Genomic DNA, 12,969 nt, shown 5'->3' with positions numbered 1-12,969 from the left:
GAGCATTACTAAGCTGGCTCAATTTTTAATATTTAGAGATTATAACAATTTAGGCAGTGATAGGTAGCAAAAAAGGCGCATAAGCGCCTTTTTTATAGTGGTAAAACCAGTTTTACTTTTTGGCTATACGCCCAAAATTTATATAATCTTGAGTTATTAAGGCTGCCTCTTCAAGGAAAGGGTCAAGCTCATCAATAATTTCGGGTACATCATCTAGGTTTTCAACAGGGTCTTTACCTAACCGTTTCAAGCGTTCATTTGTACGTACTAATGCACGCGCTTCACCCTCTTCTTTTTCTTTAATGCGAGAAGCTTCAACTAAAGAAATTGTTTTACGATCTTTTTCTTCATTGTAAAACGCAATATCGTCAAACACATAACCAAATTCTGGCTCAGATTTAATCCGATCTTTATGTTGTTTTTCAAGATACGGAATAACAGGTGTTAAGTTTCCTAACTTCTTATATTTTGCTTTTACAATGCTATCCCATGGTAATGCATTATCTTGTTTACTTTCACCCCACTCAGCAGGGTCAATCGCTGATGGAAAAGAAATATCAGGAATAACACCTTTGTGCTGAGTACTGCCGCCATTAATACGGTAAAACTTCGCTATGGTGTATTGCACGCTACCTAGTGGGTTATCATAAAGGTCATATGCTCTTGCAAGACCTTTATGTTGCTGCACAGTGCCTTTTCCAAACGTTTGTTCGCCAATAATAACAGCGCGACCATAATCTTGCATTGCAGCGGCAAAAATCTCAGAAGCAGAAGCACTGTAACGGTCAACTAAAACCGTTAAAGGGCCGTCGTAATAAGTAACGCCATCACGATCCCTTTGTTCTTCAATTCTGTTGTTCAATGTATGTATTTGTACGACAGGCCCTTGGTCAAAAAACAAACCAGAAAGCTGAGTAGCTTCATATAAAGAGCCGCCCCCATTTTGGCGTAAGTCAATAATAATACCGTCTACTTTAGCCTCTTTTAATTTAGCTAACTCAACTTTGACGTCTTTAGATAGGTTATTGTAAAAACCTGGGATTTCAATAACCCCAATTTTGCTTGTTAAATCAGAATATTTAGCTTCGAACACTTCTGACTTGGCAGCTCTGTCTTCAAGTCGGATTTTATCACGAGTAATTTCGACAACTTTAGGTGTGCCGTGAGCATCTGCCCCTTTTAAATATTGTAAACGTACTTTAGTGCCCTTTGGCCCTTTAATTAAATCTACAACATCGTCTAAACGCCAACCAATAACGTCAGTAAAATCTTCACCCTCTTGTGCTACACCAATAATTCGGTCATCGGCTTTAATTTGTTCTGTTTTATCCGCTGGACCGCCGGGAACAAGACTACGAATAACGGTGTAATCTTCGTCAGGAGTTAGCACTGCGCCAATCCCTTCAAGCTCTAAGTCCATATCCATTTTAAATTGTTCAGCACGTCTTGGTGATAGGTAAGACGTATGCGCCTCAATTGAGCGAGCTAAAGAATTTAAAACAATTTGAAAGGCATCTTCTGAGTTTGATTGAACCAAACGTTTTTCTGCGTTTTTGTAACGCTTAGTGAGAACCTCTTTAATCCCTTCCCAATCTTTACCTGTCATTTTTAAACGTAGTGCATCGTACTTGACGCGTTCACGCCAAATTTCATCTAGCTCAGCTTGCGATGTTGGCCAGGCTGCATCTTCACGATCAAAAAAATATTCATCTGGTTTCTCAAACGTCATTTCATTTTCTAGTAAAGAAAGTGAATATTCGTAACGCTCAAAACGGCGCTTTAGGCTTAAATTAAATATATCAAACGTAAAGCCTAGTTTGCCGGTTGTTAAAGCGTTGTCAAAGCTATCGCGATATTGCTCAAACGATGCAATATCACTGGCTAAAAAAACGCTTTTATTAAAATCAAGGGATTCGATGTAACGATCGTACACTTTACTAGAAAGCTCATCGTTAAATCGAACCGGGATGTAGTGTGAACGAGTAAATAAGCTTGCCACGCGTTTACTGGCAGTGCCATGTTGACTTTCTTGCTTGAGTAGAGGTAAATCATCAATTGTGACAGGCTCTACAGCAGCAAATAATGAACCTGAGAACAGGGCTGCAACTACCGGAATGAGCGTAAACTTTTTACTCATACAAACTCCTTAATTTATGTACAGCTTATATAGTGTATAAGCTGTCTGCTTTGGTTTTAACTTGCATACCAGTCACTAATTCAACATGAACGTCGTCTTTGTTTACTTCAGTGATTACTGCATTTACAAGTGCTTGGCCTAGTTTAACCTTAACCTTGTTATTAACCTTGACCTCTGTCGCTGGTAAAGGTTCAATTTTACCTGAACGTTTAGCAGGTGCAGCTTTAGCTGTTTTGTTAGCCGACGCGTTTTTATCTGCGCCTTTACTTGCATGTGCTGGTTTTTTCTTAAAGTTTTTAGAATCTGAGTCTTGACGTGGACGCTGTTGTTTTTTGCGCTTAGCCATTTTTGCACGACTTTCTTCTAATGCTTTTTGAGCATGGTCAATATGCTCTTGCTCAACTTTTTCACCTTGATTACCATCAAGGTCAATACGAAACTCCGACTTTGTCACAGCTTCTAAATAACGCCAGTTAGACGTGTATTTTCTTAGTGCTTGACGAACTTGAGTCTTGCTTACTTTTTCAGACCCTTCAATACGCTCAGCAATATCTTTAAAAATACCGACTTTAAGCGGTTTGATACCGTCTTTTTGTTTAAAACATTGTGGAAATTCTTGGTACAAGAATTCCAATACTTCATTAATATCTTTTAGCTTGTTTGTGGTTTCCATTTTAGAACCTATTTTTCACATCTTTTCATCAAGGGACGAATCAACATAGTGTATTACCCAGTCGACCAGTTCTTCGAAATCGGCTTCAAGTACAGCCATATCACCTCGAAGGTGTTCCCAAATACCATTTATTATTTCATCGATTGATTCACAATCTAAATCATCTGGGAGTTTATCCCAAGCGATGTGAATCAAATCATTGAGCGTTTCCGCTACATGTTCTTCTTCGCCTTCCCAGTCACCTACATCTTGTAAAGCAAATAGGTAGTCTTGAACATTTAGCAAATCTTTCATTATAAGCTAGCCTCAAAGCATTTAACCAATGCTTCTAATCCCGCTTTGTCATCAGTGTCAAATCTAGAAATACTAGGACTGTCAATATCTAGCACCGCAAATATTTTACCATGTTTCATGATAGGTACAACAATCTCAGAGTTCGATGCTGCATCACAGGCAATATGCCCATCGAAGGCATGAACATCTTCAATTAGTTGTGTTTGCAACGTAGCTGCAGCCGTTCCACATACACCCTTTCCAACTGGAATACGGATACATGCTGGGTTACCCTGAAATGGGCCTAGCACTAATTCTGATGGCGAATCAATAAAGTAAAAGCCCGCCCAATTTACATCATCTAAAGAGGTAAATAACAGCGCGCTTATATTTGCCATATTAGCAATTACATTCGACTCACCGGCAATCAGCGATTCAGTTTGTTTAACTAATGACTGGTAAAAATCGTGCTTTTGCATACCAAACTACTTCTTATTAAACATACAGTAGCTAAAGGTACTCTTTGTGGTGAAAAATTGGAACCTTTTGCAGGTAAAAAAAAGGAATTTCCGCAGTTTAAAAGCGTCCTTGGTTAATAAAGACGCGATTATGATTTTGAAGTTTTACGAAGACCAAATAAAAACAGCCCTGCCGCTATTGCCGACATAACACTATTAATCAAAAATATTTCGCCTGTAGATGCACTCAGTAGAAAACTAAAAATAGCCCCACCAACTAAACCAAGCGTTAAAACACCTGAGTAGTTTACTTTTGAATATTTAAACATTAATAAATAGCCAGGGACAACAAATGCAGCCATTGTTAACCCAACAATATGTGCGTTAGAAATAGCTGTCATTAATAAAGAGAAAAATATTGAGACAAATTCACCTTGTAAGGTTACCGAATAGTAGACTCCTAATAAGCAACCCACAATAACAGGAGAAAGTAATGAAAGCGCAACGCTTTTTGCTAATTGGTGTTTCATTTAATAGTCCTTAATTACACATATACTTTACTAATAAGCATGCACCAAGAACCCAAAGTTAGAAACAGAGACTATGGTCGTAAATTACGCTCAAAAATAAAACACATTAAACGACGAACGAACTATCGTTCTCGGGAGGTAATTTTAATATAGGTAAAGTTATTGCTTTTAAATAACAAGACAGGTGATTCAATCTGCAGATGTTAAACAGAAGAATTATTTGATGACATAAGTTCTATGTTTAATTTTAAAATTAATTAAACAAGAATGCTGATTTCAATTAATAGTTAAATCTAAAAAAACAAAAAAGCCCGCTGTTTAGCGGGCTTTAATATAATGGTGGAGAGATAGGGATTTGAACCCTAGATAGGCTACAAACCTATGCCGGTTTTCAAGACCGGTGCATTCGACCACTCTGCCATCTCTCCTAAAGTGCTATAAACTACAAGTAAGAGTGTACTCATAGTTATTGTAATAAGTGGTGGAGAGATAGGGATTTGAACCCTAGATAGGCTACAAACCTATGCCGGTTTTCAAGACCGGTGCATTCGACCACTCTGCCATCTCTCCGCACGGCCTGCATAATAGGGAAACCCGTTGGCTTTGTGAAGCTTTTTTTTAAAAAAATTGCTTAAGTGCTTAAAAAACAATTAATTTGTTCAAAGATAAAACAAAAATTTTCTTTTTGGTGCTTAAATGAACTTTAATTAAAAAATTAATGTCTATTGATCCACAAAGGTTTGCCCAAACATATAAGAGTTGGTAATCTAATTTTAGTTAAATTATCGAAACACACGTTTCACTTAAAGGAGCTCTACAATGGCGTTTAATCAATCGTACAATACCGCTAAACCGGTAATGTCTACCATTGAAACAAACAAGGTACTTAAAAACACCTACTTTTTACTAGCGATGACACTGGCATTTAGTGCAGTAACGGCTGGTATCTCAATGGCACTACAATTACCTTACTTTATGGGAATTGTGTTCACACTGGTTTCGTTTGGTTTACTATTTGTTGTAAACAAAAAAGCTGACACCGCATCTGGTGTATTTTGGGTATTTGCTTTCACTGGTTTAATGGGAGCTGGTTTAGGTCCAATGTTAAACCATTACGCTGCCATGCCTAATGGCCCAATGCTGATTATGCAAGCACTTGGTTCGACGGCACTTATTTTCTTTGGTCTATCTGCATATGCGCTTAACACCAAAAAAGACTTCTCTTTTATGGGCGGCTTTTTAACCGTTGGCCTAATTGTTGTTATTGTTGCGAGCATTGTTAACATATTCATCGGCAGCTCTTTAATGTTTATGGTGCTTAACGCTGCTGTTGTATTAATTATGTCTGGCTTAATTTTATTTGATACAAGCCGCATTATTAACGGCGGAGAAACTAACTACATTCGCGCTACAGTATCTTTATACCTGAATGTGTACAATCTATTTACTTCATTACTGCACCTACTTGGCGCAAGTGATGACTAATTAAATAGTTCTGTTAAAATAGCCCCTTTATTGGGGCTTTTTTATTGGAATTGTTTTGGCACGATTTGTTCTTTCATTACACACACCACCATCAGATCACGACACCAGCCAACGTATAATTAAGTTTGCTAATGCGTGTTTATCTCAAGGGCACACCATAGACGCAATATTTTTGTACCAGCAAGGCGTTTATCATGCATCAACCCATTTTGACTTAGCCTCTGATGAGCTTCAAATTGGCGCATTATGGCAGCAGCTATCAAGTCAAAATATTAATCTTATGCTGTGTGTAACCGCTGCAGAAAAAAGAGGCCTAGATACGTCAAATACAGGCGTGTTTTCTGTGGCAGGTTTAGCGGAGTTTGCAATGCTTGCAAGCGACGCTGATAAATGGGTGCAATTTAAATGATTAATGTATTAGTAATGAGTCAAAGCAGTCCATTTGATGATCTAAACCTGCGAGACGCGCTCGATATGACGCTAATTTTTGCAGCTGTCGATCAAAATATCAGTTGGTTGTTTAGCGGCCCCGCCGTTTTAGCTTTAAAAAAACATCAAACCCCTTCTACAATAGGTATAAAAGATTTTTTTAAAAACATAAAAACGCTTGAAATTTATGACGTAGAGAACATCTATGTATGCGAAAAGTCCCTTCTTGATTATGGTTTAAGCAAAACTGATTTACTCATAGACGCGCACACAATGACATTTAGTGAACAACAAACACTTATTAAAAAACAACATCATGTGGTGACCTTATGAGCACGCTACATATTTTTTCAAAACCTTTAAATTATTACTCAGCTAATCAATTAGAGAACTTAATTAACCTTGATGACCGGGTATTACTGTTAGGTGACGCGTGCTTTGCTTGTAAACAATTTAAACAGTTTTCAGACGCTCTCTTAGTACTTGAAGAGGACGCACACGTTCGCGCAATTAAGTTATCACACAACGACACTCCCATTAGCTACGACGAGTTTGTAGCGCTTACTTTAACCTCTACGCAATTAATTACTTGGTAATCCATGCTTGAATTTAACGAACAAATAATCGAAACCGATAAGCAAGGTTACTTACTTGACCATACACAATGGTCTAAGCAACTAGCCCCCCTTATTGCAGAGCAAGAAAATATATCGCTTAGCGAACAACACTGGGAGGTGATTAACTTCGTCCGCGAATTTTATATTGAATACAACACAAGCCCAGCCATCCGCATGCTTGTAAAAGCAATGGCTAAAGCACTCGGAGAAGATAAAGGCAATAGTATTTATCTTTATAAGTTGTTCCCAAAGGGCCCGGCTAAACAAGCGACAAAAATTGCTGGATTACCAAAACCAGCCAGGTGTATTTAATGAGAAGTAAATCAAGTAACAAGCAAACACCCGCCTCCTCAAATAAGCGCAATACGGGTCGTAGCTATTCTAGAAGTGCAATTAAAAAGCCAACAAACAAAAGAGAAATAAAACCTCAAATAGACGCTAAAGACAAAAAAATTGTACTTTTTAACAAGCCTTTTGATGTACTTTGCCAGTTTACCGACGATGCAGAGAGAAAAACGCTAGCTGAATTTATTCCCATTAAAGATGTATACGCTGCAGGACGATTAGACCGCGATAGTGAGGGGCTATTACTGCTAACAAACTGCGGTAAACTACAAAATACATTAACAGCACCTAATAAAAAAACCAATAAAACGTACTGGGTCCAAGTAGAAGGCGAACCTTCTACACAATCAATACAAGCTTTATGTAAAGGTGTTGAACTTAAAGACGGGCTCACACTGCCTGCTAATGTAAAAATAATTAATGAACCTGATATTTGGCAACGTACCCCGCCGGTTCGTGAACGAAAGTCTATTCCTACCACATGGCTCAGTATTACCATTAATGAAGGAAAAAATAGACAAGTTCGCCGAATGACAGCTCATATTGGCCACCCAACTCTTAGGCTCATCCGTTACAGCATAGGTAATTACACTTTAGACGACATTAATAATGGTGAATATAAAATCATTAAAGGTAGCGTTAATGCATAAGCCAAATGTAACAGTAGCCGCCATCGTAAAAAAACATAACGAATACTTATTAGTAAAAGAGCGCGATAAATTTACTAGCCGCATTTGCTACAATCAACCAGCAGGCCATTTAGAAAAGAATGAAACGCTAGCCCAAGCAGCAAGCCGCGAATTATATGAAGAGACAGGTTTGTCACTCACCCCTACAGGCCTTTTAGGCATTTATAACTTATACGCTGATAACGGTGTTCATTACTTGAGATTTTGTTTTTTATTTGATGCGACTGGCACCAGCCAACAACTCAATCCAATTGATAAAGATATTATAAGTGCCCACTGGTTCAACCTTGAACAGATTAAGTCTTTAGCATTACGAAGCCCGCTCGTTCAAAAATGCATTGATGACGCGATAACGCGTCCGCCATTAAGCCTAGATACTATTTATAACTAATAAAAAATTAAGGCATGTTGATGGTGTGTTTAAAAGTTTGCTCTGACTAGAGAGCTTAAATAGCGACGTGGGGTATGTAATTGCTCTTGTGTTATTTTTGTGAGTTGCGACCATGTACGGATAAGTAATAAAGAGCAGAACTTCTGCGTTCAGCCTAAGCCCTTGCCTACCCCATATAGGCAACAAATAATTAATTTAACTTTGAGAGTGTAGTGCAATACAGTTTCTGCCTTGGTCTTTTGCATAATACAGTGCGCTATCGGCTCCTTTAACAAAGCTTACTTTATCGTTTTCGTAATTAGCTGTTGAGTTAACACCCATACTGACAGACAATAAACCGCTGTATGTATCTTCATGCACAATTGCCAAGCTTTCAACGGCCTTCTGTATTTGCTCAGCAATAAATAGTGCACCTTCCCTATCCGTATCAGGAAGTAACACAACAAACTCTTCACCACCGTATCTGGCAACAAAGTCCTCAGGACGGTTTACAGTCGATGCAATAGTTTGAGCCACTTCGTATAAACAAGCGTCCCCTGCTAAATGACCGTAGCGGTCGTTAAACTGTTTAAAAAATCAACATCAATAATTATTAAGGATATTGCCCCTTCGCATTCCTTGGCTTTATCAAATTCATGGGCAAGTTTTTCATCAAATCGACGCCTATTAGCAATTTTGGTTAATGAATCCAAAAACGCCATATCCCTTAAAATATCCTCAGCCTCTATTCGTTCGGTTGCATCTTTAAATACGGCTAAAAATTCTTCGCCAATATTTATCCCCGACACCTCCATAACCACTTGTGTGCCATCACTTCGTGCAACAGTGTAGTTATTGGCTGGTATATCGTCATTATTACTCTTCGCTTTTTTCAAAGCTTCAGACCATAGATTTTGAGCTTGTAACCTATATTGAGGATCTGGGTAGGCCTTTTTCCACCATGCATGAAGGTTAGGCACATCCTCAACTGTATAACCAAACACATCTACAAACCGTTGGTTTACCCTAAGGATATCGCCAGTTTTACTACACACATTACACACCGGCATAGGGAGTACTGAAAATAACTTAGCATAATGACTTATCTCATGCTTTCGCATTGGGTTTAAGGTACTGCGGGATAAAAAGCTCATCGGCATTTCTTTGCTTTCAGCACTTAATTGTTCGTGCATTTGCATAGCAAAATCCCATTCTAGCCACCAATGTTCTAATTTATCCAAAAGCTGCATTTCGATACTATGCACTTCTGTAGTGTGCTTAATTAAATTGAACAAATCACTAATTTGATGATGGGATTGGGCGTGTTTGAGTTTTATTAATTCATAAAAAAGGTTATAAGCTGACTTTTTTAAATCTAACAAGTTTATGATTAAAAGCTTATTAGAAATGAGATTTACTTGATGTTTGTTTTGTTCTACGAACGATCTAATTTTATTAATTTTGTATGCGTGATTCATATACTCATTCCATTGATTATATTTTACAGCTCATTGATTGGGTTCACCCATCCAACTTTATTACTAATGAGTGTATCTATACTCTAAACACTTTAAAAGAACTTATTATTAAATTTTAATAAGAGACTCATATTTTATTTTGTTTTTAACCATTGAATTGGAATCAAATTTGCTCAAAAAAATATTGTGTTAGCGCCTTAGGTAACTTAGCTATTTATTATATTAATAAAATACCCACTAATTGTTAGGTTTGCCTTGTTAGTCTCTTTAAGCAGAAACAAAATACATGCTATAATCGCCACCTTTCCAAGTTAACAGTAATCTGTATAAGCGAAATTATTCATGAGCGAAAATAGTCACATTAAAGTCATCGTTGGCATGTCCGGCGGTGTTGATTCTTCTGTATCTGCATATTTGTTACAACAACAGGGCTACCAAGTAGAGGGCCTGTTTATGAAGAACTGGGAAGAAGACGACAATGACGAGTACTGTGCCGCCGCAGAAGACTTAAAAGATGCACAAGCTGTATGCGACAAGCTAGGCATTGAGCTACATACAGTAAACTTTGCAGCTGAATATTGGGATAACGTATTTGAATACTTTTTAGAAGAATACAAAGCAGGCCGTACTCCTAACCCCGATATAATGTGTAACAAAGAAATCAAATTTAAAGCCTTCTTAGAATTTGCTGCACAAGCACTGGGAGCCGACTTTATTGCAACAGGCCATTATGTGCGTCGTGAGCTTCGGGACGACAAATATGTAATGTGTCGTGGTTTAGATAACAACAAAGATCAAAGCTACTTTTTGTACACTTTGAGTCACGAACACATCGCTCAAACACTATTCCCTGTGGGCGATATCGCCAAGCCAGAAGTTCGCCGTATTGCTGAAGAGCAAGATTTAATTACTCATGATAAAAAAGACAGCACCGGTATTTGTTTTATTGGCGAACGTAAATTTAAAGACTTTTTACAAAAGTTTTTACCTGCTCAACCAGGTGTTATTGAAGACACAGAAGGCAATAACGTCGGCGAGCACGAAGGCTTAATGTACCACACACTTGGCCAACGAAAGGGCTTGCTAATTGGTGGTATGAAAGAAGGTTCTGGCGAGCCTTGGTACGTTGTAGACAAAGATGTTGGGCGTAACGTACTTATTGTGGGTCAGGGTAAAGACCACCCTCGCCTATATAGTAATGGTTTAAATGCTAACCAACTCCACTGGGTAGACCGTACAGGTCCAAAAGGAACGACACGTTGCACCGTTAAAACACGTTACCGCCAAGAAGATATAAACTGTACTTTGCTTGTTGGGGATGACGGTATGGCCCGTGTGTTATTTGATGAACCTCAAAAAGCGGTTACACCAGGTCAGTCTGCGGTATTTTATGCGCAAGAAGTTTGCTTAGGCGGCGGTATTATTGACTCGGTGATCAAGTAATGAATGAACACCAAGTTATGGCGCTTGCCGCTATGTGCCAAGCCGCTAAACAAGTACAAAAAATCGCGCAATATGGCAGTAATAATGAGCACGATTTAGACATACTGCTTTCTAGTATTGTTCAAACATCACCAGCATCACCAGAAGATGTATACCAAGGCACTCATAATTTACGAGATGGCTACAAAACCTTGATGGAACAGCTCTCTGCGGGCGCTCAGAAAGATGTTGAGATTGTAAAATATGTTGGTGGCTTAATGCAGCTTGAGCGAGCACTTAGCGCAAACGACAAAAGCTTAAACGAATTAGGTAAACGTATTGATGATATTCATCGTCGTTTAGACCATTTTGCCATAACCGATGACACCGTTGTTGCCGGTTTGGCAGATATATACTCGTCGGTGCTAAGCCCCCTTGGGCACCGAATACAGGTTTATGGTAAACCCGAGTTATTAAAACAGCAACTCACTCAAAATAAAATCCGCGCATTACTACTTGCCGGGATCAGAAGTGCAGTATTGTGGCGACAAATGGGCGGTAAACGCCGTCACTTTTTCTTTGCAAAAAGAAAAATAATCGCCATTGCTAAAGCAAAAATTTAATTATCGTTCAAACAAATATTTAGGAGTTATTATGGAGCTTTCAGCGTTAACGGCTATCTCGCCAGTTGATGGTCGCTACGGCAGCAAAACCACTGAACTACGCAGTATTTTCAGCGAATTTGGCTTAATTAAATACCGCGTAATTGTTGAAGTGCGTTGGTTGCAAGCGCTAGCTGCAGCAAGCGACATTAAAGAAGTACCGGCATTTAGCGAACAAGCAAATGCACTTTTAAACGCTATTGTTGATAACTTCAGTGAAGCCGACGCTCAGCGCGTTAAAGACATTGAACGTACAACTAACCACGACGTTAAAGCCGTTGAATACCTTCTAAAAGAAAAAGTGGCTGATAACGCAGAGCTTCATGCTATCAACGAATTTATTCACTTTGCATGTACCTCTGAAGATATTAATAACCTATCACATGGTTTAATGTTAACTGAAGCCCGTGACAACGTATTGCTACCATATTGTGACCAATTACTTAACGCCATTAAAGAAAAAGCGATTGAGTATAAATCAGTGCCAATGATGACTCGTACACACGGACAACCTGCTACACCATCAACTATGGGTAAAGAGTTTGCAAACGTATACATGCGTTTAAAGCGTCAACGCGACCAAATTGCGCAAGTTGAAATGCTAGGTAAAGTAAATGGTGCTGTAGGTAACTACAATGCTCACCTAAGTGCATACCCAGATTACAACTGGCATACACATGCAGATAAGTTTGTATCAAGCTTAGGTTTAACATTAAACCCATTTACTACACAAATTGAACCGCATGATTACATTGCAGAATTATTTGATGCAATTGCACGTTTTAATACTATTTTGCTTGATTTTGATCGTGACGTTTGGGGTTACATTGCCCTTAACCACTTTAAGCAAAAAACAATTGCAGGCGAAATTGGCTCATCAACAATGCCGCATAAAGTTAACCCTATTGATTTTGAAAACTCAGAAGGTAACTTGGGTTTAGCTAATGCAATTTTTGCACACCTTGCACAAAAACTGCCTGTTTCTCGCTGGCAGCGTGACCTTACAGATTCAACTGTGTTACGTAACCTTGGTGTGGGTATGGGTTATGCGCTTATTGCATATCAATCAACCCTTAAAGGTGTTAGTAAACTTGAAGTTAACGAACAACGTCTGCTTGAAGAGCTAGATCAAAACTGGGAATTACTTGCTGAGCCTATTCAAACTGTTATGCGCAAATACGGTATTGAAAAGCCATACGAAAAACTTAAAGATTTAACCCGTGGTAAACGCGTAAATCAAGAAATAATGGCTGACTTCATCGATGGCTTAGACCTGCCAGAAGATGCCAAAGTAGAAATGAAAAAACTAACACCGGCTAATTACATTGGCCGCGCGGTTGAATTTATTGACGATTTAGTTTAATTATTAATCGCGACTATTAAAAAGCGAAAGGTTTATCC

15 protein-coding genes, 2 tRNA genes and 1 pseudogene are annotated in these 12,969 nt (G+C 38.5%); 10 read left to right on the top strand and 8 right to left on the bottom strand.

The features are described from left to right. Nucleotides 1-112 precede the first annotated feature (112 nt). From prc to AC27I2_RS14785, 7 genes are all read right to left on the bottom strand, one after another. Nucleotides 113-2,137 carry a carboxy terminal-processing peptidase gene (gene prc, locus AC27I2_RS14815; RefSeq protein ID WP_487204712.1) on the bottom strand — a complete coding sequence of 675 codons (2,025 nt, stop codon included), beginning with the start codon at nt 2,135-2,137 and terminating at the stop codon, nt 113-115. 25 nt (nt 2,138-2,162) lie between these two features. After that, a complete protein-coding gene (proQ, locus tag AC27I2_RS14810; RefSeq protein WP_138529216.1) occupies nt 2,163-2,810 on the bottom strand; it encodes an RNA chaperone ProQ in 648 nt (215 codons plus the stop codon). Between the two features lie 15 nt (nt 2,811-2,825). Next, nucleotides 2,826-3,104, bottom strand: coding sequence for a hypothetical protein (locus AC27I2_RS14805; RefSeq protein WP_058405538.1), 279 nt, complete (start codon nt 3,102-3,104; stop codon nt 2,826-2,828). After that, on the bottom strand, nt 3,104-3,562 hold the full coding sequence (locus AC27I2_RS14800) for a GAF domain-containing protein (RefSeq protein WP_010556413.1): 459 nt from the start codon (nt 3,560-3,562) through the stop codon (nt 3,104-3,106). Before AC27I2_RS14800 ends, AC27I2_RS14805 begins: the two co-directional genes overlap by 1 nt. Nucleotides 3,563-3,690: 128 nt before the next feature. Further along, nucleotides 3,691-4,071 carry a hypothetical protein gene (locus AC27I2_RS14795; RefSeq protein ID WP_487204711.1) on the bottom strand — a complete coding sequence of 127 codons (381 nt, stop codon included), beginning with the start codon at nt 4,069-4,071 and terminating at the stop codon, nt 3,691-3,693. A gap of 337 nt (nt 4,072-4,408) precedes the next feature. Further along, a tRNA-Ser gene (locus AC27I2_RS14790) sits at nt 4,409-4,499 on the bottom strand. A 51-nt stretch (nt 4,500-4,550) separates the two neighbouring features. Continuing rightward, nucleotides 4,551-4,641, bottom strand: a tRNA-Ser gene (locus AC27I2_RS14785). Between the two features lie 249 nt (nt 4,642-4,890). Here AC27I2_RS14785 and AC27I2_RS14780 point away from each other — a divergent pair. Genes AC27I2_RS14780 through AC27I2_RS14750 form a run of 7 tightly spaced genes read left to right on the top strand, consistent with a single transcriptional unit; the run spans nt 4,891 to nt 8,027 of the window. Beyond that, nucleotides 4,891-5,556: a Bax inhibitor-1/YccA family protein gene (locus AC27I2_RS14780; RefSeq protein WP_006792828.1), complete on the top strand. Its 666-nt coding sequence runs from the start codon at nt 4,891-4,893 to the stop codon at nt 5,554-5,556. Between the two features lie 55 nt (nt 5,557-5,611). Then, nucleotides 5,612-5,965, top strand: coding sequence for a sulfurtransferase complex subunit TusD (tusD, locus tag AC27I2_RS14775; RefSeq protein WP_058553173.1), 354 nt, complete (start codon nt 5,612-5,614; stop codon nt 5,963-5,965). Beyond that, a complete protein-coding gene (gene tusC, locus AC27I2_RS14770) occupies nt 5,962-6,318 on the top strand; it encodes a sulfurtransferase complex subunit TusC (RefSeq protein WP_487204710.1) in 357 nt (118 codons plus the stop codon). The genes tusD and tusC overlap by 4 nt, the downstream gene beginning before the upstream one ends. Beyond that, nucleotides 6,315-6,581 carry a DsrH/TusB family sulfur metabolism protein gene (locus AC27I2_RS14765; protein ID WP_487204709.1) on the top strand — a complete coding sequence of 89 codons (267 nt, stop codon included), beginning with the start codon at nt 6,315-6,317 and terminating at the stop codon, nt 6,579-6,581. The genes tusC and AC27I2_RS14765 overlap by 4 nt, the downstream gene beginning before the upstream one ends. Before the next feature lie 3 nt (nt 6,582-6,584). Beyond that, nucleotides 6,585-6,914 carry a TusE/DsrC/DsvC family sulfur relay protein gene (locus AC27I2_RS14760; protein ID WP_058553170.1) on the top strand — a complete coding sequence of 110 codons (330 nt, stop codon included), beginning with the start codon at nt 6,585-6,587 and terminating at the stop codon, nt 6,912-6,914. Further along, nucleotides 6,914-7,597, top strand: a complete 684-nt coding sequence (locus tag AC27I2_RS14755; protein WP_487204708.1) for a pseudouridine synthase — start codon at nt 6,914-6,916, stop codon at nt 7,595-7,597. The genes AC27I2_RS14760 and AC27I2_RS14755 overlap by 1 nt, the downstream gene beginning before the upstream one ends. Beyond that, nucleotides 7,590-8,027 carry an NUDIX domain-containing protein gene (locus AC27I2_RS14750; RefSeq protein WP_058405531.1) on the top strand — a complete coding sequence of 146 codons (438 nt, stop codon included), beginning with the start codon at nt 7,590-7,592 and terminating at the stop codon, nt 8,025-8,027. The genes AC27I2_RS14755 and AC27I2_RS14750 overlap by 8 nt, the downstream gene beginning before the upstream one ends. Before the next feature lie 195 nt (nt 8,028-8,222). On the opposite strand, the pseudogene AC27I2_RS14745 reads toward AC27I2_RS14750, so the two are convergent. Further along, a pseudogene (locus tag AC27I2_RS14745) lies at nt 8,223-9,484 on the bottom strand (GGDEF domain-containing protein). A gap of 342 nt (nt 9,485-9,826) precedes the next feature. On the opposite strand from AC27I2_RS14745, the gene mnmA reads away from it, so the two are divergent. From mnmA to purB, 3 genes are read left to right on the top strand one after another with little or no spacing between them, the layout of a single operon-like run. Beyond that, nucleotides 9,827-10,927 carry a tRNA 2-thiouridine(34) synthase MnmA gene (gene mnmA / locus AC27I2_RS14740; protein WP_487204707.1) on the top strand — a complete coding sequence of 367 codons (1,101 nt, stop codon included), beginning with the start codon at nt 9,827-9,829 and terminating at the stop codon, nt 10,925-10,927. Next, nucleotides 10,927-11,529, top strand: coding sequence for a high frequency lysogenization protein HflD (gene hflD, locus AC27I2_RS14735; protein ID WP_006792838.1), 603 nt, complete (start codon nt 10,927-10,929; stop codon nt 11,527-11,529). Before mnmA ends, hflD begins: the two co-directional genes overlap by 1 nt. Nucleotides 11,530-11,560: 31 nt before the next feature. Further along, on the top strand, nt 11,561-12,931 hold the full coding sequence (gene purB / locus AC27I2_RS14730; protein WP_487204706.1) for an adenylosuccinate lyase: 1,371 nt from the start codon (nt 11,561-11,563) through the stop codon (nt 12,929-12,931). Nucleotides 12,932-12,969 lie beyond the last annotated feature (38 nt).

The organism is Pseudoalteromonas sp. NH0006-46, from assembly GCF_057547735.1.
This window is presented reverse-complemented; position numbering and strand designations above follow the sequence as displayed.